Source organism: Variovorax sp. V213 (assembly GCF_041154455.1).
Taxonomy (GTDB): domain Bacteria; phylum Pseudomonadota; class Gammaproteobacteria; order Burkholderiales; family Burkholderiaceae_C; genus Variovorax.
The window spans coordinates 704,904-729,474 of the sequence record NZ_AP028664.1 but is presented as its reverse complement, the minus strand read 5'-3'; the positions used below and the strand labels follow the sequence as shown (position 1 = coordinate 729,474).

Here is a 24,571-nt window from a genome sequence, read left to right as displayed (position 1 = left end):
AAAATCCGCCCATGTTCAGGGTGGTCCCAGTCCTTGCGCCGGCGTGGTTGCCGGCTTTGCTTTTTTTCGGCGTCCTGCTTCTGCAAGGATGCAGCCTGCTGCCGAAAAAAGAAGCCGCCACGGACGCTGCCGCTCCGGCCCTGGTGCGCAGCGGCGACACCGCCGCCGATGAAACCGGCAAGGACGGCGACAAGGACGCACGGCGCGCTGCATTCACCGTCGACGTGCGCGGGCCCGACAACGTGCGCGAATACCTCGCGCTGCACCTGGAGATCCAGCGCTACCGCGAGCTCGACGACCTGGGCGCCACCGAGATCTCGCGGCTCATGGTGGCGGCGGAAACCAACGCCCGCGAACTGCTCGGCACGCTGGGCTACTTCACGCCCACGCTGACGCTCGAGCTCAACGAAACGCCGGCCGGCACCAAGGCCCCGCGCGAGATCGTCATCACGGTGGAGCCCGGCGAGCTCACCCGCGTGAGCAACGTGCAGCTCGGCTACGGCGGCGCGATTGCAGACGACCCCACCGCCGAGGCCCAGCGCGACTCGATCCGCACCGCCTGGGCGCTGCGGCCGGGCCAGCCTTTCACCCAGCAGGCCTGGGACGACGCCAAGACCACCGCCTTGCGCAGCCTCACGGCCAAGCGCTTTCCCACCGGCAGCATCGAGGTGAGCCGCGCCGAGGTCGATGCCGACCGGCAGGAGGCCCGCCTCAGCGTCACCTACCAGTCGGGCCCGGCCTACCGCTTCGGCCCGCTGGTGCTGCGCGGCACCGAGCGCTACGACGCGGACGGCGCGCGCCGCATTGCGCAGCTTCCCACCGGCACGGACTACGACCAGCAGAAACTGCTCGATGCCCAGCAGCGCCTGGCCAGCAGCGGCTACTACGACTCGGTGTTTCTCACGCTCGACACCGAGAGCGGCACGCCGCTGGCAGCGCCCGTGATCGCGCAGCTGCGCGAAGCCCCGATGCAGAAGGTGGTGCTGGGCGCCGGCTTCACCACCGACAGCGGTCCGCGCCTGTCCGTCGACCACATCCACAACCGGCTGCCGCTGCTCGGCTGGCGTGCCGTGTCGCGCCTGTCGGTCGACAGCGACGTCAAGTCGCTCTCGACCGAATGGAATGCGATTCCCGACGATCGCGGATGGCGCTGGTTCGCCGGTGCCGGGCTCAAGAGCGAGACCTCGGGCAGCTACGTGGTCGACAGCGGCCGCGTGCGCAGCGGGCGCAGCAAGTCGAGCGGCCACATCGACCGCAGCTACTTCCTGCAATACGACTACGCGCAGAACCGCGGCACCAACGCCCCGCCCTCGGCCTCCGCCGTGACCGCCAACTGGGGCTGGACCAGCCGCTACTTCGACGACAACGCGCGGCCCACGCGAGGCTTCGGCCTGGCGCTCGAACTGGCGGCGGGCTACACCCTGACGGGCGAACAACTGCCGTTCACGCGCACCTATGCACGCTGGCTCGGCGTGCTGCCGCTGGGCTTCGCGGAGGGCCGGGACGCCGCCACGCTGGCGCGCCGCAGCCGGCTCCAGCTGCGGGCCGAAGCCGGCGCCGTGTCCGCCAGGGACAGCGCGCAGATCCCCTCCACGCTGATGTTCCTGACCGGCGGCGACACCACGGTGCGCGGCTACAGCTACCGCCAGATCGGCACCGTGCGCGACGACGGCCAGGTCGTGGCGGGCCGCTACCTCGGCGTCGTGAGCGTCGAATGGCAGCGGCCCTTCGTCTACAACGACAAGCTCACGGAGTGGGAGAGCACCGTCTTCGTCGATGCCGGTGCCGTGGCCGACAAGCCCGGCGAACTCAAGCCGAAGGTCGGCGTGGGCGTGGGCGCGCGCTGGCGCAGTCCGGTCGGGCCGGTGCAGGCCGATCTCGCCTACGGCGTGGACACGCGCAAGTTCCGCCTTCACTTCCGCCTCGGCTTCACCTTCTGACGCGCGCCCCATCGATGCAGACAGATGCCGAACTCCAGCCCGACAACGCCGCTCCGCGGGCACGGCGCTCGCGCACGCGCCGCGCGCTGCGTGCGCTGGGCTGGACCGTCTCCGGCTTGCTGGCCCTGGTGCTCGTCGTGGGCGCGGGCGCATGGTGGTGGCTCGGCTCCAACCAGTCGCTGGCCTTCGCGCTCGCCAAGGCCGCGCGCTACCTGCCCCCCGACCAGTCGCTCGAGAGCCGCGAGGTCACGGGCTCGCTGCGCACCGGCGGGCGCATCGGCTGGCTGCGCTGGCAAAGCGAGAAACTGGCCGTCGAGGTGCACGACGCCGACATCGGCTGGCAGCTTGCGCCGCTGTTCCAGCGCAAGCTGCAACTTGGCGAGGTGCATGCGGCGCAACTGCTCATCGAGCGCCGCGGCCCGCCGAGCGACACGCCCACCGAGCCGCTCGAACAACTCGCGCTGCCGATCGAGGTCGACCTGCCGTTTCGCATCGACGAAGTGCGTTGGGCCGGTCCGCCGGCGCTGCAGGCCAATCAACTTGCCGGCAGCTACCGCTACACCGCCGCACACCATCAGCTGGAGGTCAAGGGCGTCGACTTTGCCGAAGGCCACTACAGCGCGCGCGTGAACTTGCAGGGCCCCGCGCCGATGGCGCTCGACGCCACGCTGAACGGCCGCGTGAAGGCGCCGCTGGCCGAAGGCCGCAGCATCGACGTGCTGGCCGAAGCCGCGATCAAGGGCAAGCTCGCAGGCACCGATGCGCGGCTGCAGACAGCCGCCGAGCTGAAGCCTGCCGAGCCCGACGCCGAGGCGCCCATGGAAGCCAAGCTGCAAGCCAATGTCGCGCCCTGGCTGCCGCAGCCCGTCATCGATGCGAAGGCCGATCTTCGCAACGTCGATGCGGCCACGCTCTGGCCCGGTGCTCCGAAGACGCGCCTGACCGGCACGGTCGAACTGCAGCCCGATGCGGCCACCGGCCCTGCCGCCTGGCAGGCCTCGGCCAGCATCCGCAATGCGGTGCCGGGGCCTTGGGACAAGGGCGCGCTGCCGCTCGAACAGGTCGAGGCGCGCGTGGGCTTCGACGGCACCAACTGGACGATTCCCGAAGCCATGCTGCGCGCAGGCGGCGGCCGCATCGAAGCCCAGGGCCGGTGGAGCCCCGCGCCCGCGCCGTGGCAGGTGCGTGCCACCGTGCGCGGCGTGCGCGCGGGCCTGCTGCACAGCGAGCTTTCGGGCGCGCCGATCAGCGGCACGGCGACGGCGCAGCAGCGCGAAGACACCATCGGCTTCGAACTGGCGCTGCGCGCCGAGGGCGGTGCCGGCAGCAGGGCCATGCCCGGCTTCGGCCTCGACCGCGTGCTGGCCCAGGGCCAGTGGAAAAACCAGGTGCTGGACCTGCGCACCCTGCGCCTGGAGGCCGAAGGCGCCAGCATCGAGGGCAAGCTGCAGGTGCGCGTGGCCGAGCAGGCCGCGAGCGGCAAGCTCGACCTGGCGCTGCCGGGCGGCAGCGCGCAACTCGAAGGCCGCATCGCACCAGCGCAAGGAGGCGGCGACGTCAAGGCGCGCATTGACGATGCCGACGCCGTGCAGCGCTGGATCGAGGGCCTGCCCGAGCTGTCGAAGGTGTTCGCGGGCAAAACTGCCAAGGGTTCGGCGCGGCTCGACGCCAGTTGGCAGGGCGGCTGGCAGACCATCCAGCGCCGGCTCGAGAACCCCGCAGCGCCGGCCCAGCGCGGCATCGCGGAGCCCAGCCTGAAAGCATTGCTCGGCGTACCGCGGCTCGAGCTGCGCATGCCGCCCGCCAACGGAAACGGCAATGCAGCGGCCACCACCACGGTGCAGCTGAAAGACCTGCGCGCGGACCTCGCCGGCAGCCTGGCCCAGGCCACGCTCGCGCTGCAAGGCGAAGCCACCACCGGCACGCAAAAGCTCACGGTCGATGCACGCGCGAGCGGCGGCCTTGCGGGCGCCAACCATTGGCGCGCTGCGCTCGCCAGCCTGCGCCTGCAGGCCCAGGACAGCGCGCGGGCCGGCGCGGCAGCCGCGCCCTGGACACTGGAACTGGGCCGCGAAGTCACCGCCACCATCAAGACCAGCGGAAGCGGCAACACCGGCCGCCTCGATCTCGAAGCCTCCGCGGCCACCGCCACGCTGCGCGGACCGGCGCCCGGTACCGTTCGCATCGAATGGCAGCCGCTGCGCTTCGCCCGCAGCGGCGTGGCGCCCAACCAGGCCTTTCGCGTGCAGTCGAAAGGCAAGCTGCAGGGCCTTCCGATGGCCTGGGCCGAGGCTTTCGGCGCCAGCGCCACCTTCAATGAACTGGGCGTGAGCGGCGACCTGATGTTCGACGGCGACTGGGACATCGACGCCGGCGACACGCTGCGCGCCCATGCGCGGCTCGCGCGCCAGAGCGGCGACATCCGCGTGCAGGCCGGCGAGGCCGCGCTGGTCACGCGCATCACGAGCCGCGGCACCGGCACGGCCAGCGAGCGCACGATGAACTCCGCCACCGCGGGCGGGGCGATCGCGCCCAGCACGCCCGCCGGCTTGCGCCAGGCCGAACTGCGGCTCGATGCGCAAGGCGAGGCGGTGCGCGCCACGCTGGCCTGGGACAGCGAACGCGCGGGCAAGATCGACGCCGAGCTCAACACGCGCATGCAGCAGCGCGCACAGGGCTGGCAATGGGCGGCCGATGCACCGCTGGCCGGCAACATCAAGGCCACGCTGCCGAACCTCGGCGTGTGGTCGATGCTTGCGCCGCCCGGCTGGCGCATCGCAGGCACGCTGGACGCCGATGCCGCGCTCTCGGGCAACCGCACCACGCCGCGCTGGAACGGCACGCTGGGCGCCGACAAGCTCGCACTGCGCGCGCCCGTCGAGGGGCTGGACCTGCGCGATGGCCGCCTGCGCGCCACGCTCACCGGAACGCGCGTCGACATCACCGAATTCACGCTCAAGGGCGGCGCCGGCACCACGGCGCGCATCGCGGGCCAGAGCGGCAACCGCAGCACCGCCGCCAGCCAGGCCGGCACCGACGGCGGTTCGCTCACGGCGCGCGGCGACATCGGCTGGAGCGCGGACGGTGCGTCGGGCACCGGCATCCGCATGGCGCTGCAGGCCGACCTGCGCGCGCTGCGCGTGCTGGTGCGCACCGACCGCCAGGTCACGCTCTCGGGCAACCTGCAGGCCCGGCTCGACGGCGGCCAGTTCAGCGTGCGCGGCAAGCTGAAGACCGACCGCGCGGTGATCATCCTGCCCGACGAAACCGCGCCGAGCCTGGGCACCGACGTGGTCGTGCGCTCGGCCGCCAAGGACCGCGAGGCGGCCGAACAGGCCCTGCGCGAGACGGCGGGCAACGAAGCGCGTGCCGCCCGGCCGGAAACCGCGAAGCCGCCCGACATCGCGGTGAACTTCAACCTGGGCGACGACTTCGCTGTGCAGGGGCGCGGCATCACCACGCGGCTCGAGGGCGACCTCCAGATCCGGAGCACCAAGCTCAATGGGCCGCCGCGCATCACCGGCGAAGTGAAGACCGTGAAGGGCCAGTACCGCGCCTATGGCCAGCAGCTCGACGTGGAAACCGGCGTGGCCCGCTTCAACGGGCCGTTCGATAATCCCGCGCTCGACATCCTCGCGATCCGGCCCAACATCTCGCAGCGCGCCGGCGTGCAGATCACGGGCACCGCGCAGTCGCCGCGCGTCAAGCTTTACTCCGAGCCCGCGCTGTCCGATGCGGAAACGCTTTCGTGGGTGGTGCTGGGCCGCGCCTCCGCCACCAGCGGCGGCGAATCAGCGCTGCTGCAGCAGGCAGCGCTCGCGCTGATCGGCCATGTCAGCAAGGGCGGGAGCGGCGGCAGCCTGGCGAGCCGCTTCGGGCTCGACGAGCTCGGCTTCAAGGGCCCCGGCAATGGGGGCGACCTGCGCGAGTCGGCCGTGACGCTCGGCAAGCGGCTGTCGAAGGATTTCTATCTCACCTACGAACGCAGCGTGGGCGGCACCTTCGGCACGATCTTCATCTTCTACGACCTGACGCAGCGGCTCACGCTGCGCGGGCAGGCCGGACAGACCAGCGGGCTCGACCTGATCTACACGCTGAAGTACGACTGAGGTCCGGGTCTGCCGCCTTGACCGCGGAAATTCAGGGGATAAGAATCGTCAACGCCCTTCTAACAAGGAACGACGATGCACGATGATGGAGACAAGGGCGAGTGTTCCCCACTGGACCGTCAGAAGTACGACCCTCCGGGGTACTCGCGAACCACGTTCTTGCGCAACGCACTGCAGTGCGTCATTGCAGTCATCGCAGCCGGCGCGGCGGCGGCGTCCATTCCCTACTGGGGAGGCGATGACTTTCCGCTGATGAGCCTGATCATCTACGTCGCGGGCATGGTGTTCATCGCCATGCCGCTGTGCCTGTACTACGAGTCGCTGCTCCAGTCGCACCAGGAGCGGGTCGAGCGCGCAAGGCACATGTTGGCCACCTGACAGCCAATACCCGACAACCTAGCCGGCCGGCTTGGCCTTGACGACCTGCCTCAAGCCCTCGAGCGCAGGGTCCACGATGGCCGTGTCCGCGCCCACCGCATACACCGCGTAGGCCGGATAGAGAAACTCCGGCGTGTTGGGCACGCGGCGCAGCCGGCCCGACTCGAGATGGCTGCGCACCACGTCATGCCGAAAGTAGCCGGTGCCGCCCGCCGCCAGCAGGTACTCGCGGCCGAGCGGCCCGAGCCCCGCACTCACCGCGGCATTCGAGAGCTCCGGATAGGCAAGGCCATGCTGCGCCGCGAACTCGGGGCCCCAATCGACATACACATAGTCCGCCGGCCGCGGCACGCGCGGGCGCTGCGCGGTGGTGACCATGACGAGCTTCTCCTCGATGAGCAATTCCACGCGCAGGCCGGGCCGCTGCTGCGGCGCATAGGCGATGGCGATGTCGAGCACGCCCGCGGCCACCTTGTCGAGCAGGTCGTGCGGAAAGCCCACCTCGGTACGAAGGGCCAGCTGCGGCGCGGCGGTGCGCATCCAGAGCAGCCATTGCAGCAGCAGCGGGTCCCACAGGCTGATCTCGCATCCGATGGCGAGCACGGCGCGGCTACCGCTCGGCACCGCGACCTGGTGGCGGGCGCGCTCCCACACCTGCACCAGCGTGGTGGCGTGCGGCAAGAACTGCTCGCCGGCAGCGGTCAGCACCGCGCCCGCCTTGTTGCGCACGAAGAGCGGCCGGCCCAGCAGTTCTTCGAGCGTTCGCACGCGCGCGCTCACCGAGGTCTGCGTCACATGCAGACGCTCTGCGGCACGCTGGAAGCTGCGCGTGTCCACGATCTCGAGAAAGGTTCGGGCGAGGTTGATGTCCATGCCGTATCTGTTTTTGAATGCAATATTTTTGCACTCAACTGGCAATTAATATCGTTTTACTTGCAGCGAACGCAGACCGAAGATGAAGGCATTCAAAAGCAACCAGGAGTTGATCAATGCCCACCCTTCGCCAGCCATTCAATGCCAGCGCGTCCGAAAGCCTTGTGGATGCGTTCAAGGCACTTGTCGACGAAGCCCTGATGCTCGCTGAGGCGCTGCTGAGCCCGAACAAGATCATCGGCGAGGTGGAGCAGATGCGCGCGCTGCAAGCCGCGGCGGACAACATCGAGGCCACCGATCCGGCACGCGCCGAGGCGCTGCGCTCGCGCGCCTCGCGCATCGGCCTGCGCTGAATGGCGGCGAGCGGCGCCGCTGCTGCGAACTATGAAGAAAGCCGGCTCTCTTCGATGTGCTTGCGCCGCATCGGGCGCAGGACGAACCACGCCATGAGCGCCGCAGCCGCATTGACGGCGCTGGCGGCAATGAACACGGCCTGCCAGCTGCCGGTGGCGGCGGCGAGCATGCTCGACAGCGGCACCAGCAGCGAGGCCGTGCCCTTGGCGGTGTAGAGCATGCCGGCGTTCGATGCCGCGTACTTGGAGCCGAAAGTGTCGGCGCAGGTCGAGGGAAAGAGGCTGTAGATCTCGCCCCAGGCAAAGAACACGATGCCCGTGAGCACGACGAAGAGGATCGGGTTGTGGCCGTAGTGGTAGAGCATCAGGATGCCCACCGATTCGAGCGCGAAGGCGATGAACATCGTCTGCTCGCGCCCGATCTTGTCGGACACCCAGCCGAAGAAGGGCCGCGTGAGCCCGTTGAGCACGCGGTCGATCGCGAGCGCAAAGGTGAGCGCCGGCAGCACCAGGCCCATGATGTTGACCGGCACGTCCATGATCTTGAAGTCCTGCGCAATCGGCGCGAGCTGGGCCGTGGCCATCAAGCCGCCCGCGGCCACCATCACGAACATCGCGTACATCACCCAGAAGACGGGCGAGCGCAGCACCTCGGAAGGTGCGTAGTCGCGCTGCGACTGCTGCACATTGCGGCTGTTCGAGCTCTTGGCATGGTCGGGCGCGCGGGTCAGCGCCCAGGCCAGCAGGAAGACGATCAGGCCCTGCCCGATGCCGAAGTAGAGAAACGCCGCCTCGTAGCCGCTGGTCCTGATCATCGCGGAGATAGGGATGATCGTCAGCGCCGAGCCGGCGCCGAAGCCCGCCGCCGTCATGCCCGCCGCCAGGCCGCGCCGGTCGGGGAACCACTTCAGCGCATTGCCCACGCAGGTGCCGTACACCGCGCCCGCACCGATGCCGCCGATGGCCGCGGCAATGTAGAGCAGCGGCAGCGTGGAAGCCACCGAATTGATCACCCAGCCCAGGCCGCACAGGATGCCGCCCACGATCACCACCGGCCGTGGACCGAAGCGGTCGACCAGGTAACCCTCGATGGGCACGAGCCACGTTTCGGTGAGCACGAAGATCGTGAAGGCCACCTGGATCGCGGCGCGGCTCCAGCCATGCTTCTCCGCAATCGGATTGACGAAAAGCGTCCAGCCGTATTGCAGGTTGGCGATCATTGCCATGCACACGATGCCGATCAGCAGCTGGCCCCATCGGTAGGCCTCCGATCGGGTCGCCGTGGCGCCGTGGGTTCCTGCGGGGGAATACATCGCCGGGTTGGAACCGGCGATCGTGGTCGTAGGCCGAGTCATGGGTGTTCCTTTGTCTTCATGTTGTGTTTAGGTCCGACGAAGTCGGTAGCTGGTCCGGTCTGTCGAATGACCGGTATCCGCGCGAGAACGACTGTCGGACGGAGCGCCTCAAAAGCTCTTGACCACAGTCAAGTTCCGGACAACCTCAGCCCCTCGATGACGCGCGATTTGTCCAGCGAGGAATGCATGCGCGAACTGGTCTTCTGGCACCGCCCGGAGCGCGCATGGCGAGTTGCCGTCATTAGGGGTAAACCCTATAATTGAGCGCAGTCATTCGAACTTTCCGGAAGCGCTCCATGAACAACGCCGCAGTGAATTCCCGCGCCCTCGAGAACACCGCTTCGCCGAGCACCCACGAGACCCTGCGCGAGCTCATCGCCGCCATGCCCATCGTGATCTTCGCGAAGGCCGCGCGCGCCGCGCTGCAGCATTCCACCACCGCCCGCGCACGCTGATCGCGCGGGGTTCGCCCTGCCGGGGACGGTGCGCAAGGCACCTCTCCCTGCCGTGTTTTTTCAAGCCGGGGGGTCGAAGGGCACGATCTGCGAAATGAGCGCCGGCCCGTCGGCGAGCAGAAAGTCCTTGAAGGCCTGCGCCACCGGCGGCAGCCGCTTGTTGCGGCGGTGCACCACGTACCAGTTGAGCATCAGCGGAAAGCCCTCTACGTCGAGCACGCGCAGGCTGCCGGCGCGGGTCTCCTGGCTGATGGTGTGCGCCGACACGAAGCTCACGCCCATGCCCGCGATCACCGCCTGCTTGATGGTTTCGGTGCTGCGGATCTCCATGGCGATGTTGATGCCGCGGAGGTCGCCGCCAAAGCCCTCCTCCATCGAATGCCAGGTGTCCGAGGCCTTCTCGCGCACCACGAAAGGCTCGCGCATCAGCCGCTTCAACGGGATTCTCGGCACGCCCACCAGCGGATGGTTGGGCGCCGCGACGATCACGTAGGGATGCGGCGCAAAGGGCTGGTTGATGGTGTCCAGGTCGGTCGGCGGGCGCACCATGATCGCCAGGTCAGTGAGGTTCTCCGCGATGTGCGTCATGAGACCTTCGCGGTTGTGCACCGTGAAGTTCAGAGTCACGCCGCGGTGCCGGCTTGCAAACTCCACCAGGAGGCGCGGAAAGAAATAATCGCCGGCGCTGATCACGCCCACGTTGAGCTTGCCGCCCGAGACACCGTTGAACTGCAGCATCGCGTTCTCGGCCGCCTCGAACTGCTGGATGATGGCGCGGCTGATCTGCAGCAGCTCGGTGCCCGCGGGGGTCAGGTAGATCTTCTTGCCGAACTGCTCGAACAGCGCATTGCCCGCATGCTCTTCGAGCTTGCGCACCTGCGTGGACACGGCCGGTTGCGTCAGGTGCAGCTCTTCCGCCGCGCGCGAGAAGCTCAGCAAGCGCGCCACCGATTCGAACACTTTCAACTGGCGCAGGGTCGCGTGCTTCATTCGGAAAAAGGGGGTCGCTGCTTCGATCGAGCGGGCATGGTAGCGCGCACCAGGCCTCGCGCGTGCGCCGCCTAGGGTATTCGCGCGACGTGCAGCAGGTTCGTCGTTCCCGAAAGCCCGAACGGAAGGCCGGCCACCACCACTACGTCGTTGCCCGCAATCGCGAAACCTTCGGTGCAAGCGACGCGGCAGGCGCACTCGATCATCTCGGCCACGTCGTGCACGTCGTCGACCAGCACCGCATGCACGCCCCACACCATCGCCATGCGGCGCGCCGTGGCCACGTCGGGCGTGAGGCTCAGGATGGAAACGGCCGGCCGCTCACGGGCGGCGCGCAGGCTGGTGAAGCCCGACGAGGTGTAGGTGACGGTGGCGGCGGGCGCCAGCAGCGCGGCCACCTGGCGCATCGACGCGCAGACCGCATCGGCGGTGGTCGACAAGGACGCTTCGTGCGTGGCGTCGATGCCGATCCGGTACGACGCATCGGCTTCCACGCGCGAGATGATGCGGTCCATCATGGCCACCGCTTCGAGCGGATACTTTCCCGAGGCCGATTCGGCGGACAGCATGACCGCATCCACGCCGTCGTAGATGGCAGTCGCAACGTCGGACACTTCGGCGCGCGTGGGCACCGGCGCGGCAATCATCGATTCGAGCATCTGCGTGGCCACCACCACCGGCTTGCCGCGCTTGCGGCAGGCGCGCACGATGAGGCGCTGCAGTTCGGGCACGCGCTCGGGCGGCAGTTCCACGCCGAGGTCGCCGCGCGCCACCATGACGCCGTCGCACAGATCGACGATCGCATCGAGGTGGTCGATGGCCGCGGGCTTCTCGAGCTTGGCCATGATCCATGCGCGCGTACCGATGATGGCGCGCGCCTCTTCGATGTCTTCGGGGCGCTGCACGAAAGAGAGCGCCACCCAGTCCACGCCCATGGCCAGGCCGCAGGCCAGGTCGTCGAGGTCCTTGGGTGTCAGCGGCGAGATCGGCAGCAGCACGCTCGGCACGTTGACGCCCTTGCGGTCGGAGATCGGGCCGCCGACCAGCACCGTGGTTTCGGCGAAGTCGGCGCCGTGGCTGTCCACGCGCAGCCGCAGCTTGCCGTCGTCGAGCAGCAGCTCGGTGCCGACCTCCAGCGCCGCGAAAATCTCCGGATGCAGCAGTGGCGCGCGGCGTGCATTGCCGCTCGTCTTGTCCATGTCGAGGCGCAAGCGCGACCCCGCATCGAGCTGCGCGCGGCCGCCTTCGAAGGTGCCCAGCCGCAGCTTCGGGCCCTGAAGGTCGAGCAGCACGCCGATGGGCCGGCCGAACTCTTTCTCGAGCCGCCGGATCGTGTCGAGACGGCGTGCATGGTCGTGCTGCGTGCCATGGCTGAAGTTGAGCCGGAACACATCCACACCGCGCTCGAACAAGGCACGAATGGCCGGCTCGTCGGTGGTCGCGGGGCCCAGCGTGGCCACGATCTTCGCGCTGCGTGTACGTCGCATCATCCGTTCCATTTCATCGATCGATCACAGCGCGCGCACGGCGCAGAATGCGCAGCCTGGACAAGGCTAGCTCGCCATCTCATGAAGGCAGACCCGGCCGCGCTGTTCTTCCATCGTACGCGCCAGCAGCTTGACGAGCGAATACACGGTATCGATGTGCGGCGTCGGCGTTTCGGTGAGCCGGGCCAGCTCGACCACGGCGCCCACCAGCGCGTCGATCTCGGGCGCGCGCCCGGCCTCCACGTCCTGCAGCATCGAGGTCTTGTGCTTGCCGACCTTCTCGGCACCGGCAATGCGCTTGTCGAGCGTCACGCGAAACTCGATGCCCAGCTTGTTCGCCACCGCCTGCGCCTCGCGCATCATCGCCGCGGCCAGGTCGCGCGAGGGCGGGTATTGGCAGATGTCGACGAGCGTCGAGTGCGAGAGGCTGCTGATCGGGTTGAAAGTCAGGTTGCCCCAGAGCTTGAGCCAGATCTCGGCACGGATGTTGTCGAGCACCGGCGCCTTGAAGCCGGCCGCGCCCAGGCAAGCCGAGACGCGGCTCACGCGCTCGCTCGACGAGCCGTCGAGCTCGCCGACCGGGAAACGGTCGCCCTCGATGTGCTTCACCACGCCGGGCGCTATCAGCTCCGATGCGGGGTACACCACGCAGCCGATGACCCGCTCGGCCGGGATCTTCGCGGCCACCAGCCCGGTGGGATCGACGCTGCGCACCGGCGTGCCAGCCAGCGCGCCGCCATGGTTGTGGAAGTACCAGAACGGGATGCCGTTCTGCATCGTGACCACCACGGTCTCGGGCCCGAACAGCTTGGGAACGTCGTTCGCCACGGCTTCGACCTGGTGCGCCTTCATCGCGAGGATGACGATGTCCTGCGGCCCCGCCTGGTCGTAGCGGTCGGTGGCCTTGACGCTCCGCGCGACCTGCTCCGAGCCGTCGGCCCCGATGAGCTTGAAGCCGTTGGTGGCAATGGCGTCGAGATTCTTTCCACGCACGATGAACGTCACGTCGTCGCCGGCCAGTGCGAGCTTTGCGCCCACCAGTCCGCCGATGGCGCCCGCTCCGATGACTGCTATCTTCATGTCGATCCCCAAGGTTGTAGATTCTTTTCGCGCGGGCAGGGCTCAGCCGAAGCGGTTACCGAGCCTGCCGATGCCGCCGATCTCGACTTCGACAAGGCTGCCGGGCTTCATCGAACCGACGCCGATGGAAGTACCGCACAGGATCACGTCGCCGGGGCTCAGCGTCATGTCGAGGGAAATCAGGCTCACGAGTTGCTGGACCGAAAAGCGCATGTCGCTGATCGGGTAGTCCTGCCGCACCTCACCGTTGAGCAGCGTGGTCACGGTCAGCGTCGAGGGGTCGAGGCCGGTGGCCACCACCGGGCCCATCGGGCAGAAGGTGTCGAAGCCCTTGGCCCGCACCCACTGGGTGAACGAGGCGTCGCGGTTCAGTATGTCGGCCACGGTCACGTCGTTGGCGCAGGTGTAGCCGAACACATGGCCGAGCGCCTCCGCCTCGGGCACGGCCGTGCAGGTCTTGCCGATGACGATGCCGAGCTCGCCCTCGAACACCACCTTGCCGTCGCACAGGGGCTTGCGAATGTCGGCGCCGGGCGCGAGGTAGGAGTTCGGCGTCTTCAGCAGGTACAGAGGCTCGGCGGGCACGGGCAGCTTCAGCTTATCGCCGAGCGCATGGAAGTTGTTCCACAGCGCAATGACCTTGGTGGGCTCAGTGGGCGTGAGCAGCCGCACGCCGGCCAGCACGAACACGCGGCCGGTCGGCTCGGGGCGGTCGAACATGTTGCCGCGGTGCTCGTGCACGGCATCGCCTTCGAGCGTGCCGAAACCCGTTTCGCCGCCGTGTTCGAAACGGACCCACTGTTGTTGTTTCTGCTGCTGCATGTCGCGCCTTCCTTGGTTCTGTTGGAGTGTGTTTTCTTGGCTCAGTCGAAGGGCAGGTAATCGGGGATGACGAGCGACGCGAGCAGCTTTCCCATCTCGGCCGGGTTGTCGGTCACGTGGATACCGCACTCCCTCATCACCGCCAGCTTTTCCCTCGCCGTCCCCTTGCCGCCGGAGACGATGGCGCCCGCGTGGCCCATGCGCTTGCCGGGCGGCGCGCTGGCACCGGCAATGAATCCGACCACGGGTTTTTGCATGTGGTCCCGGATCCAGCGCGCGCAGATCTCTTCATCGTTGCCGCCGATTTCGCCGACCATGATCACGGCGTCGGTGCGCGGGTCGTCGTTGAACATCTTCAGCACGTCGACGTGCCGCAGCCCCCCGACCGGATCGCCGCCGATGCCCACCACGGTCGATTGCCCGATGCCATAGCTCGCGAGCTGGCTCGCGGCCTCGTAGGTGAGCGTGCCCGAGCGCGAAACCACACCGATGCGGCCCTTCTGGTGGATGTGGCCCGGCATGATCCCGATCTTGATTTCGTCGGGCGTGATGAGGCCGGGGCAATTGGGGCCGAGCAGCAAAGTCTTGCTGCCTTCCATGCGATGGCGGGTGCGGATCATGTCGCGCACCGGAATGCCTTCGGTGATGCACACGACGAGATCGAGTCCGGCGTCCACCGCTTCGTCGATGGCCGCGGCCGCGAAAGGGGGCGGCACGTAGATGACCGAGACGGTGGCGCCTGTTTCTGCCTTGGCTTCCTTGACGCTGCCGAACACGGGAATGCCGTCGAACGATTTGCCTGCCTTCTTCGGGTTCACGCCGGCGACGAAGCACTTCTGGCCGTTGCCGTAGTCGCGGCACATCGCCGTATGGAACTGACCGGTCTTGCCGGTGATGCCCTGGGTGATGACGCGGGTGTGCTTGTTGATCAGGATCGACATCTCAGGCCCCCCGCCGCGCAGCGGCCACGACCAGCTCGGCAGCGTCCGCCATGTCGTCCGCACTGATGATCCGAAGGCCCGACTGTCCGAGGATGGTCTTGCCCAGGCTCTCGTTGGTGCCCTTCATGCGCACCACCAGCGGCACCGACAGCTCGACTTCGCGCGCCGCGGCGACGATGCCGCGCGCGATCACGTCGCACTTCATGATGCCGCCGAAGATGTTGACCAGGATGGCACGCAGATTCGGGTTGCGCAGCATCAGCTTGAAGGCTTCGGTCACCTTCTCGGCCGTGGCGCCGCCGCCCACGTCGAGAAAGTTGGCCGGCGATCCGCCATAGAGCTTGATCGCGTCCATCGTCGCCATCGCCAGGCCCGCGCCGTTCACCAGGCAGCCGATGTCGCCGTCGAGCGGAATGTACGAAAGATCGAACTTCGAGGCCTCGACCTCGGCCGGGTCTTCTTCGTCGAGGTCACGCATCGCTGCAATCTCGGGCTGGCGGAACAGCGCGTTGGGATCGAAGTTGAACTTCGCATCCAGCGCAATGACGCGGCCGTCGCGCGTCAGCGCCAGCGGATTGATCTCGGCCAGTGACGCGTCGCATGCGTGGAAGGCCTGGTAGAGGTTCTGCAACAGCGTGCGCACCTGCAGCAGCGACTTGCCCGAGAAGCCGATGTCGCGCGCAATGCCGTCCGCCTCGGCCGCCTTCACGCCCGTGGCCGGGTCGATGAACAGCTTGCGGATCTTTTCCGGCGTGCGCGCCGCGACGTCCTCGATGTCCATGCCGCCTTCGCTCGAAGCCATCAAGGCCACGCGCCGCGAATCGCGGTCGACCGTCATGGCGAGGTAGAACTCTTTTTCGATCTCGACGCTCTCCTCGACCAGCAGACGCTTCACCAGGCGGCCTTCGGGCCCCGTCTGGTGCGTTCGAAGCTGCATGCCCAGCAACTCGTCGGCATGGCGCCGCACTTCGGCCGCCGACCAGGCGAGCCGGACACCGCCGCCCTTGCCGCGGCCGCCGGCATGGATCTGCGCCTTCACCACCCATGCCCTGCCGCCGAGCCGCGTGGCGGCATCGGCTGCTTCATCGGGCGAAAAGCACGCATATCCACGCGGCGTGGGCACGCCGTATTTGCGCAATACGTCCTTGCCCTGGTATTCGTGGATATTCATGGCAATTCAGGCTCCGAGTTCTGCGCCGCGGCTTTCGGCCCAGTTGAAATAGCGCCTTTTCATGGCACCCGTATCCAGCTCGCGCTTTTGATGCGCCTCCTTTTTTTGCTCGATCACCTCGGCCAGGAATTTGGCGTCGTAGGCGCGCAGGAGATGCGGCTGGTGGGTATTCAGGTAATGGCAGATCCGCGCGATGCCGTCCTGGCTCTGGCGCAACAGCTGGCAATAGATTTCGCGGTCCCAGTGCCAGCGGAACCCCAGCTCGTAGAACGCGGCGTTGTAGGCGTTGCGCTCGGTTTCGCTGCTCCAGTATTGAATTGGCAATTCATCGATCATGAAATTTCTCCTAGAAATTGAACGCCGAGCGACAAATGATTCGGGGATCGGCATGATCAAAATGTAGGTTCTGTGATCGATAAATAATAGTTAAACTATTTTATTGAATACATTCACGACAACTTATACATAAGCGGCAACGAATTTCCATCGCAGGCGCATCGGCCGCCTGCGCTTTTAATTGCGCCTTTAAAAAGCCGCGCCGCGGCTCAGATCACGCCCTCGGCGCGCAGCGCTTCCACGTCGCCCGCGGTGTAGCCCAGTTGCATCAACACTTCTTCGGTGTGCTCGCCCAGCAGCGGCGAGCGCGTGACCTCGGTGGGGCTGTCGGACATCTTGATGGGGTTGCCCACCGTCAGGTATTTGCCCCGCGTCGGGTGGTCCACCTCGACGATGGTGCCGGTCTCGCGCAGCGACGGATCGGCGGCGATTTCCTTCATCGAAAGAATCGGCCCGCAGGGAATGTCGTACTGGTTGAGGATGTCCATTGCCTCGAACTTGGTCTTGGTCATGGTCCATTGCTCGATGCGCGCGAAGATCGGTTTCAGGTGCAGCAGGCGCGCCGCGGGCGTGGCGTAGGCCTCGTCGTTGATCCAGCCTTCTTCGCCGATGACCTTGCACACCGCCGGCCACACGGCCCCTTGCGTGATGAAGTAGATGTAGGCGTTGGGATCGGTCTCCCAGCCCTTGCACTTCAGGATCGAGCCCGGCTGGCCGCCGCCCGAGGCGTTGCCGGCGCGCGGCACCGCGTCGCCGAACTTGCCGTCCGGGTACTGCGGGTATTCGTGCATGGTGCCGGTGCGCTCCAGACGCTGCTGGTCGCGCATCTTCACGCGGCAGAGGTTCAGCACCGCGTCCTGCATGGGCGCGAGCACCTGCTGGCCGCGGCCCGTGCTGTTGCGCTGGTAGAGCGCCGCCACGATGCCCAGCGCCAGGTGCAGGCCGGTGCCGCTGTCGCCGATCTGGGCGCCCGTGACAACCGGCGGGCCGTCGTCGAAGCCGGTGGTCGAGGCCGCGCCGCCCGCGCACTGGGCCACGTTCTCGTACACCTTGCAATGCTCGTACTTGCCGGGGCCGAAGCCCTTGACGGAGGCCACGATCATGCGCGGGTTGAGTTCCTGGATGTGGGCCCAGGTAATGCCCATGCGGTCGAGCGCGCCGGGCGCGAAGTTCTCGACCAGCACGTCGCAGGTCTTGATCAGCGTATCGAGCACCTTCTTGCCCTTGGGCTTCTTGGTGTCGAGCGTGATCGAGCGCTTGTTGTGGTTCAGCATCGTGAAGTAGAGGCTGTCCACACCGGGAATGTCGCGCAGCTGGCCGCGCGTTGCGTCGCCTTCGCCGGCGCGCTCAACCTTGATCACGTCCGCGCCGAACCACGCCAGCAATTGCGTGCACGTGGGACCGGATTGGACATGGGTGAAGTCGAGAATGCGAACGCCCTCAAGTGCCTTGCTCATCAGCTGTCTCCTTTGATCGTGGCCTCTGCTTCTTGCAGACGAGCTCGCAATTTACGCTCCTCCGCAAAGCGGGCTGTTTCGTCTCGCACGAAGGCAACGATGCCCGTGACTTCACGATTTTCCGAGAACAGCATCGACACCGTGAAGGCGATCGACAGCGTGTGCCCGTCCTTGTGCAGCGCCGGCACGCGCAGCAGATCGGCACCGTACTTGGTGATGCCGGTTTCCATCGTCCTGTGATAGCCGTCCCAGTGCCGCTGGCGCTGCCGCTGGGGAATGATCATGTCGAGCGACTGGCCCAGGGCCTCCGCTTCGGTGAAGCCGAAGATGCGCTCGGCCGCGCGGTTCCAGAGCGTGATCGCTCCTTCCGCATTGCACACCATGATCGCGTCGCCGGCGCCTTCGACGAGCTGCTTGAAATCAACGTTCGCTTGCATGTTTACCTCTGGCGCTTCATGTCATGTCCCAGCCCGCCCGCCTGTCGTCAGGCGGGCGAGCTGGGGTGGGTCCGCTAGACGGCCTTCGATTCTTTCAGGTTGTCGATCTGTGCCTGGGTATAGCCCAGTTCGGCCAGCACCTCTTCGGTGTGCTCGCCCAAGAGCGGCGAGGCGGTGACCTCGGGCTTGAGGTCCGAGAACTTGATCGGGCTGCCGATGGTCCAGTAGCTGCCGCGCTCCTTGTGCGGCACTTCGACGATCGAGCCGCTCTTGCGCAGCGACTCGTCGTGCAGCAGTTCCTTCATCGACAGCACCGGGGCGCAAGGAATGTCGTGCTTGCGGAAGATGTCCACCGCCTCGAACTTGGTCTTGTCCTTGATGAAGTCCTCGATGGTGGCGAAGATCTGGTCGATGTGCGGCTGGCGGGCCTTGGGGGTCATGTAATCCGGATCGGTCTTCCACTCGGGTTTGCCGAGTGCATCGCAGATCGGGTCCCAGGCGTGGCCCTGCACGGTGAAGTAGATGTAGGCGTTGGGGTCGGTCTGCCAGCCCTTGCACTTCAGGATCCAGCCCGGCTGGCCGCCGCCGCCGGCGTTGCCGCCGCGCGGCACGACCTTGTCCTTGAAGGCGTCCATCTCGTGCGGGTACTGCGGGTATTCCTCCAGGTAGCCCACGCTGTCCAGGCGCTGCTGGTCGCGCATCTTCACGCGGCACAGGTTGAGCACGGCATCCTGCATCGAGCAGGCCACCTTCTGGCCCTTGCCGGTCTGCTGGCGGCCGATGATGGCCGTCAGGATGCCGATGGCCAGGTGCATGCCGGTGTTGGAGTCGCCCAGCGCGGCCGCCGAGATCGTCGGGACGGAGTTTTCGCCTTTCCACCAGCCGGTGGTGGAGGCGGCGCCGCCAGCGCACTGCGCCACGTTCTCGTACACCTTCAGGTCCTCGTAGTGGTGGCCGTCGCTGAAGCCCTTGACCGAGGCGACGATCATCTTGGGGTTCAGCTCCTGGATGCGTTCCCAGGTGAAGCCCATGCGGTCCAGCGCACCGGGGCCGAAGTTTTCGACCAGCACGTCGGATTCGCGGATCATCTTCTCCAGCACGGCCTTGCCTTCGGGCTTCTTGGTGTCCAGCGTGATCGAACGCTTGTTGCTGTTGAGCATGGTGAAGTACAGCGCGTCGACGTTCGGGATGTCGCGCAGCTGGCTGCGGGTGACGTCGCCGGCGCCCGGGCGCTCGACCTTGATCACGTCGGCGCCGAACCAGGCCAGCATCTGGGTACAGGCCGGGCCGGCTTGCACGTGCGTGAAGTCGATGATCTTGATGCCGTTGAGGGGTTTGTTGCTCATATGGATAACTCCTGGGTTGCCTTGGATTACTGCTGCTGCTTTTTCTTTGCCGTGCTCGGATTGAGGCTGGTGATCCGGCCGCTTTCCGTTCCGGCCGTCTCGTCGATGACGGCATTGATCAGGGTCGGACGGCGCGAGGCGACGGCTTCGGCCAGCGCCTTCTGCAATTCATCCGCGGTGGTGGCGTTGACGCCCACGCCGCCGAACGCTTCCATCAGCTTGTCGTAGCGCGCGTTCTTCACGAACACGGTGGGCGCCACGTCGGGCGTGCCGCTCGGGTTGACGTCGGTGCCGCGGTAGACACCGTTGTTGTTGAACACGACGATGCAGATCGGCAGGTTGTAGCGGCAGATGGTCTCCACTTCCATGCCGCTGAAGCCGAAGGCGCTGTCGCCCTCGATGGCGATCACCGGCTTGTCGGTGACCACCGCGGCCGCCACCGCAAAGCCCATGCCGATGCCCATGATTCCCCAGGTGCCCACGTCGAGGCGCTTGCGCGGCTCGTACATGTCGACGATGCTGCGCGCGAAGTCGAGCGTGTTGGCGCCCTCGTTCACCACGATGGCATCGGGCCGCGCCTTCACCTGGTCGCGGATCACGCTCAGCGCGCTGTGGAAGTTCATCGGCGAGGGCCGCGCGGCCAGCGTCACGGCCATCTTCGACAGGTTCTTGTCCTTGCGCTCGGCAATGGCTCCGGTCCATTCGGCCGGCGGCTTGGCCCACTTGGCATCGACGCCCGCGAGCAGTGCCGCCACACAGGAGCCGATGTCGCCGATCACCGGCGCGGCTATCGCCACGTTGCTGTCGATCTCGGTCGGCGCAATGTCGATCTGGATGAACTGCTTGGCGCCCTTCTCCTGGCCCCAGGTCTTGCCCTTGCCGTGCGACAGCAGCCAGTTGAGGCGCGCGCCGACCAGCATCACCACGTCAGCTTCCTGCAGCACATAGGAGCGCGCGGCCGCGGCCGACTGCGCATGCGTGTCGGGCAAGAGGCCCTTGGCCATCGACATCGGCAGGTAGGGAATGCCGGTCTTCTCGATCAGTGCGCGGATGTCGGCATCGGCCTGGGCATAGGCCGCGCCCTTGCCGAGCAGAATCAGCGGCTTCTTCGCACCCTTGAGCAGGTCGAGTGCGCGCTTCACGGCGTCGGGCGCCGGAATCTGGCGCGGTGCCGGGTCGATCACCTTGATGAGCGACCGGCGGCCTGCTTCGGCATCCATGGTCTGCGCAAACAGCTTGGCCGGCAGGTCGAGGTACACGCCGCCGGGGCGGCCCGACAGCGCCGATCGGATTGCGCGCGCAATGCCCACGCCGATGTCTTCGGCATGCAGCACGCGGAAGGCGGCCTTGCACAGCGGCTTGGCGATGGCGAGCTGGTCCATCTCTTCGTAGTCGCCCTGCTGCAGGTCGACGATCTCGCGCTCACTCGAGCCGCTGATGAGAATCATCGGGAAGCAATTGGTGGTGGCGTTCGCCAGCGCGGTGAGCCCGTTCAGGAAGCCGGGCGCCGACACCGTCAGGCAGATGCCGGGCTTCTGCGTGAGAAAGCCGGCCGCGGCGGCGGCGTTGCCCGCATGCTGCTCGTGGCGGAACGAGATGACCCGCAAGCCTTCGGCCTGTGCCATGCGCGTGAGGTCGGTGATCGGGATGCCCGGCAGGCCGAAGATGGTGTCGATGTCGTTCAGCTTCAGCGCATCGATGACCAGGTGGAAGCCGTCGATCGTCGCTTCGTGCGCCGGCGATGCCTCCTCCGTGGGGTGTTTAAGGGCGACCACGACCGCGTCGCCTTCTCCGGCCCGGTTCTTGGGCTTGAGGGCGTCGTCCAGGGTCGTGGATGCCTCTTTGTCCGTTCTTACTGAAGACATGTCTCTCCTTCTTGCTTGGGTGAATGGCCGAGGCCCGAGCCGGGACTATGATTCGGGGGCATGCTTTCGGGCGTTGACCTCGGTCAACTTTCCGGAAAACGGCACCGGCCAGATGAACCAGATGTTGTTGTTGCGAATTCGAGCAAGACGGGACCCATGACGTTGTTGGAAAACCACCCGGAGAAAAACATCATTCGCGCGCAGCTCCGGCAGAACATCCTTCTCAAGGACCTGAGCGAGAGTGATCGCACCGAGCTGGAAACCCATCTCGTCATCGTGGACGGCAACAAGGGCGACTTTCTGTTGCACCAGGGCGTGCGCGAGATGGAGCAGTACTTCATCCTCGACGGCATCCTCAAGCGGGTGGTGAGCAACCCCGAGGGCAAGGAAATGATCCTGCGCTTTGCCGACGCGCACGACATGGAAACCAGCTACGCAGCGCTGCGGCTGGGCACGCCCACGCCCTACGGCATCGTGTGCGTCACCAAGGCTCGCGTGGCCAGCCTGCCGCTGAAGGAATGGATCGCGTTCCTGGACCGCCACCCCGAGACCAAGGAGCTGTTCGAGTACTGCGTGATGCGCGGCATGAGCGAAATCATGGCGCACACCATCACCCTTCACCTGCTCGACGCGCCCGGCCGCGTGCACCGGTTCATGCGCAAGCACCCCGAGCTCGAGGACCGCATTCCGAGCAAGGAGCTGGCCTCTTACCTCAATCTCTCAGCAGAAACCCTGAGCCGCCTGCGCAAGCGCGGAAAAATCTAGGCAGGCGCACAGGCGCGCGCGGTGCTCAGGTCTGCTTCGCCGACGCGAAGCGGCGCGGAACGGTCATCAGGCGCAGTGCGTTGTCGACGCCGCTCACGCCGTCGACCCTCGAGGCCACTTCCTGCGTGAGCGCGCGCTCCCCTGCATCGAGCACGATGCCGCTCAGCGTGACCTTGCCCTGGTCGGCCTCGACGGTCACGCGGATGTCGCTGGTCGCCTCGTTGTCCTTCAGCGCCGACTTCACCCGCGACGCGAGCGCCATGTTGGCCAGCAGCGCGCGCGAGGCCGGTGTCTCGGCGAACTCCGGGCGCTCCACCAGCGCGCGGATCTGCGCCACGCAGCTGTCCACCGAAAGGCGGTCCGTGTTGAGTACCAGGTCGTAGAGCACCGGGTCGCCCCATGTCACCCCGAACTGCGCATGCATGCGCGCCGCGTGCGCGTCGTCGCTGCGCCGGATCTCGGCTTCGGCGAACTCGGCATCGTCGGTCTCGAGGTGCGCCATCAGCCATTCGACCCGCTTCTTCATCGAGCGCGTGATGCGCACGCACACCACGTGCGGCACGGGCCGCAGCAGGCAGGTCGCGCCCCAGCCGCGCAGCACCACGTTGCCGCGGTCCGCCAGCGCGAAGAGTTCCTCGGCCGTGAAGAGCGCAAGGCTGCGCCGGTCGGCGGTGAGCCGTTCGACGAAACCGGCCTTGCCGTCACGCAGGCGGCCGATGAAGCTGGTCGGCACCTGCATGCGGTCGGCCACGCGCTCGATCGTCTCGTGGCGCATGATCTCGAGCCCGAGCGTTTCGGCGAGCCGAAGCGACACATCCTTGGCGAGGGAACCCATCTCCTGGGTGAGTGCAATCACTGGCATGTTGTTGTTCTCCGCTCAGTCCACGGGCCGTTCGACGGCAAACTCGTCGTGCTTCTTGGGCTTGACGAGCGCCAGCGCCTTGGAGATCAGCGGCCAGAACAGCAGCAAGAGCGCCAGCGTGGTGATGCCGCCGACCAGCGGGTTCGAGAACATGATCATCACGTCGCCTTGCGAGACCAGCATGGCCTGGCGGAACGAGTCTTCCGCCTTGTCGCCTAGCACCAGCGCCAGCACCAGCGGCGCCAGCGGGAAGTCGAGCTTCTTGAACAGATACCCAACCACGCCGAAACCGAGCATGAACCAGATGTCGAGCATTGCGTTGTGCACGGTGTAGGCACCGATGGCGCAGATCACGATGATCACCGGCGCAATGATCGAGAACGGAATGCGCAGGATCGAAGCGAACAGCGGCACTGTGCTCAGCACCACGATGAGGCCGACGATGTTGCCCAGGTACATGCTGGCGATCAGCCCCCAGACGAAATCCTTCTGCTCGACGAACAGCAGCGGTCCGGGCTGCAAGCCCCAGATCAGGAGGCCGCCCAGCAGCACGGCGGCGGTGGGCGAACCCGGAATGCCGAGTGCCAGCATTGGCAGCAGCGCGCTGGTGCCGGCGGCGTGGGCCGCGGTCTCGGGCGCCACGACACCTTCCATCTGGCCGGTGCCGAACTTGGAACCGCGCTTCGACATCTTCTTGGCCAGGCCGTAGGCCATGAACGAAGCCGGCGTGGCCCCGCCCGGCGTGATGCCCATCCAGATGCCGATGAGCGAGCTGCGCAGCGAGGTCACCCAGTACTGCGGCAGCTGCTTCCAGGTCTGCAGCACCACCTTCGGATCGATCTTCGCGGTCTTGCCCGAGAACTTGAGGCCTTCTTCCATCGACAGCAGGATTTCGCCGATGCCGAACAGGCCGATGACCGCGATCAGGAAGTCGAAGCCGCGCATCAGCTCGGACTGGCCGAACGTGAGCCGCAGCTGGCCCGTGACCGTGTCCATGCCCACGCTGGCCAGCGCAAAGCCGAGCGCCATCGAGGCCAGGATCTTGAACGGCGACCCCTTGCCCATGCCCACGAAGCTGCAAAAGGTGAGCAGGTACACCGCGAAGAATTCGGGTGACCCGAACTTGAGCGCGAACTTGGCCACCAGCGGCGCGAGGAAGGTGATCATGATCACCGCCAGCAACGCACCGACGAAGGACGACGTGAACGCGGTGGTCAGCGCGGCGCCGGCGTTGCCTTGCTGCGCCATCGGGTAGCCATCGAAGGTGGTGGCCACCGACCATGGCTCGCCGGGAATGTTGAACAGGATGGAGGTGATGGCTCCACCGAACAGCGCGCCCCAGTAGATGCACGACAGCATGATGATCGCCGAGGTGGGCGACATCGTGAACGTGAGTGGCAGCAGAATCGCCACCCCGTTGGCGCCACCCAGCCCGGGGAGCACGCCGATCAGCACCCCCAGGATGATGCCGACGAACATCAGGCCGATGTTCATGGGTGTGAGGATCACCGAGAAGCCCTGCATCAGGGCACTGATTTCATCCATTTCG

The 24,571-nt window shown here is 66.8% G+C and carries 21 protein-coding genes; 6 read left to right on the top strand and 15 right to left on the bottom strand.

Features of this window, described 5'->3' with window-relative positions; genetic code table 11:
- Nucleotides 1-11 precede the first annotated feature (11 nt).
- The 3 genes from ACAM55_RS03520 (at nt 12) to ACAM55_RS03510 (ending at nt 6,427) form a co-directional block, all read left to right on the top strand.
- Nucleotides 12-1,940, top strand: a complete 1,929-nt coding sequence (locus ACAM55_RS03520; protein ID WP_369654692.1) for an autotransporter assembly complex family protein — start codon at nt 12-14, stop codon at nt 1,938-1,940.
- A gap of 14 nt (nt 1,941-1,954) precedes the next feature.
- Nucleotides 1,955-6,049 (top strand): translocation/assembly module TamB domain-containing protein, encoded by a 4,095-nt coding sequence (locus ACAM55_RS03515; protein ID WP_369654691.1) that lies wholly within the window; start codon nt 1,955-1,957, stop codon nt 6,047-6,049.
- A 75-nt stretch (nt 6,050-6,124) separates the two neighbouring features.
- The gene (locus ACAM55_RS03510) at nt 6,125-6,427 is read left to right on the top strand and encodes a hypothetical protein (RefSeq protein WP_369654690.1); all 303 of its coding nucleotides are present in this window, start codon (nt 6,125-6,127) and stop codon (nt 6,425-6,427) included.
- 18 nt (nt 6,428-6,445) lie between these two features.
- Here ACAM55_RS03510 and ACAM55_RS03505 read toward each other — a convergent pair whose 3' ends face one another.
- Nucleotides 6,446-7,300, bottom strand: a complete 855-nt coding sequence (locus tag ACAM55_RS03505) for a LysR family transcriptional regulator (RefSeq protein ID WP_369654689.1) — start codon at nt 7,298-7,300, stop codon at nt 6,446-6,448.
- A 116-nt stretch (nt 7,301-7,416) separates the two neighbouring features.
- On the opposite strand from ACAM55_RS03505, the gene ACAM55_RS03500 reads away from it, so the two are divergent.
- Nucleotides 7,417-7,653 carry a hypothetical protein gene (locus ACAM55_RS03500; RefSeq protein ID WP_369654688.1) on the top strand — a complete coding sequence of 79 codons (237 nt, stop codon included), beginning with the start codon at nt 7,417-7,419 and terminating at the stop codon, nt 7,651-7,653.
- 29 nt (nt 7,654-7,682) lie between these two features.
- On the opposite strand, the gene oxlT is transcribed toward ACAM55_RS03500, so the two are convergent.
- On the bottom strand, nt 7,683-9,008 hold the full coding sequence (gene oxlT, locus ACAM55_RS03495; protein WP_369654687.1) for an oxalate/formate MFS antiporter: 1,326 nt from the start codon (nt 9,006-9,008) through the stop codon (nt 7,683-7,685).
- A 296-nt stretch (nt 9,009-9,304) separates the two neighbouring features.
- Here oxlT and ACAM55_RS03490 point away from each other — a divergent pair, with 296 nt between their 5' ends.
- Nucleotides 9,305-9,463 carry a hypothetical protein gene (locus ACAM55_RS03490; RefSeq protein WP_369654686.1) on the top strand — a complete coding sequence of 53 codons (159 nt, stop codon included), beginning with the start codon at nt 9,305-9,307 and terminating at the stop codon, nt 9,461-9,463.
- 60 nt (nt 9,464-9,523) lie between these two features.
- On the opposite strand, the gene ACAM55_RS03485 is transcribed toward ACAM55_RS03490, so the two are convergent.
- The 11 genes from ACAM55_RS03485 to oxc form a co-directional block, all read right to left on the bottom strand.
- Entirely contained in the window at nt 9,524-10,453 is a 930-nt protein-coding gene (locus ACAM55_RS03485) for a LysR family transcriptional regulator (protein ID WP_369654685.1), read from the bottom strand.
- Nucleotides 10,454-10,524: 71 nt separating this feature from the next.
- On the bottom strand, nt 10,525-11,940 hold the full coding sequence (pyk, locus tag ACAM55_RS03480) for a pyruvate kinase (protein ID WP_369654684.1): 1,416 nt from the start codon (nt 11,938-11,940) through the stop codon (nt 10,525-10,527).
- 66 nt (nt 11,941-12,006) lie between these two features.
- Nucleotides 12,007-13,020: a 2-dehydropantoate 2-reductase gene (locus ACAM55_RS03475; protein ID WP_369654683.1), complete on the bottom strand. Its 1,014-nt coding sequence runs from the start codon at nt 13,018-13,020 to the stop codon at nt 12,007-12,009.
- A gap of 42 nt (nt 13,021-13,062) precedes the next feature.
- Complete coding sequence (locus ACAM55_RS03470) at nt 13,063-13,842, bottom strand: fumarylacetoacetate hydrolase family protein (RefSeq protein WP_369654682.1); 780 nt, start codon at nt 13,840-13,842, stop codon at nt 13,063-13,065.
- A 41-nt stretch (nt 13,843-13,883) separates the two neighbouring features.
- Nucleotides 13,884-14,783: a succinate--CoA ligase subunit alpha gene (gene sucD / locus ACAM55_RS03465; RefSeq protein WP_369654681.1), complete on the bottom strand. Its 900-nt coding sequence runs from the start codon at nt 14,781-14,783 to the stop codon at nt 13,884-13,886.
- 1 nt (nt 14,784) lies between these two features.
- A complete protein-coding gene (gene sucC / locus ACAM55_RS03460; protein WP_369654680.1) occupies nt 14,785-15,954 on the bottom strand; it encodes an ADP-forming succinate--CoA ligase subunit beta in 1,170 nt (389 codons plus the stop codon).
- A 6-nt stretch (nt 15,955-15,960) separates the two neighbouring features.
- A complete protein-coding gene (locus ACAM55_RS03455) occupies nt 15,961-16,290 on the bottom strand; it encodes a hypothetical protein (protein ID WP_369654679.1) in 330 nt (109 codons plus the stop codon).
- A gap of 209 nt (nt 16,291-16,499) precedes the next feature.
- Nucleotides 16,500-17,747 carry a formyl-CoA transferase gene (gene frc, locus ACAM55_RS03450; protein ID WP_369654678.1) on the bottom strand — a complete coding sequence of 416 codons (1,248 nt, stop codon included), beginning with the start codon at nt 17,745-17,747 and terminating at the stop codon, nt 16,500-16,502.
- Nucleotides 17,747-18,184 carry a PAS domain-containing protein gene (locus tag ACAM55_RS03445; RefSeq protein ID WP_369654677.1) on the bottom strand — a complete coding sequence of 146 codons (438 nt, stop codon included), beginning with the start codon at nt 18,182-18,184 and terminating at the stop codon, nt 17,747-17,749. Before ACAM55_RS03445 ends, frc (ACAM55_RS03450) begins: the two co-directional genes overlap by 1 nt.
- 74 nt (nt 18,185-18,258) lie before the next feature.
- The gene (gene frc / locus ACAM55_RS03440) at nt 18,259-19,530 is read right to left on the bottom strand and encodes a formyl-CoA transferase (protein ID WP_369654676.1); all 1,272 of its coding nucleotides are present in this window, start codon (nt 19,528-19,530) and stop codon (nt 18,259-18,261) included.
- 26 nt (nt 19,531-19,556) lie between these two features.
- Entirely contained in the window at nt 19,557-21,395 is a 1,839-nt protein-coding gene (gene oxc, locus ACAM55_RS03435) for an oxalyl-CoA decarboxylase (RefSeq protein WP_369654675.1), read from the bottom strand.
- A 156-nt stretch (nt 21,396-21,551) separates the two neighbouring features.
- Between oxc and ACAM55_RS03430 the strand changes: the two genes are divergently transcribed.
- Nucleotides 21,552-22,160: a Crp/Fnr family transcriptional regulator gene (locus tag ACAM55_RS03430; RefSeq protein ID WP_369654674.1), complete on the top strand. Its 609-nt coding sequence runs from the start codon at nt 21,552-21,554 to the stop codon at nt 22,158-22,160.
- Between the two features lie 25 nt (nt 22,161-22,185).
- On the opposite strand, the gene ACAM55_RS03425 is transcribed toward ACAM55_RS03430, so the two are convergent.
- Together ACAM55_RS03425 and ACAM55_RS03420 are read right to left on the bottom strand one after the other, a co-directional pair.
- Nucleotides 22,186-23,022, bottom strand: coding sequence for a cytidylate kinase family protein (locus ACAM55_RS03425; protein WP_369654673.1), 837 nt, complete (start codon nt 23,020-23,022; stop codon nt 22,186-22,188).
- Between the two features lie 15 nt (nt 23,023-23,037).
- Nucleotides 23,038-24,567, bottom strand: a complete 1,530-nt coding sequence (locus tag ACAM55_RS03420; protein WP_369654672.1) for a tripartite tricarboxylate transporter permease — start codon at nt 24,565-24,567, stop codon at nt 23,038-23,040.
- Nucleotides 24,568-24,571: the final 4 nt, after the last annotated feature.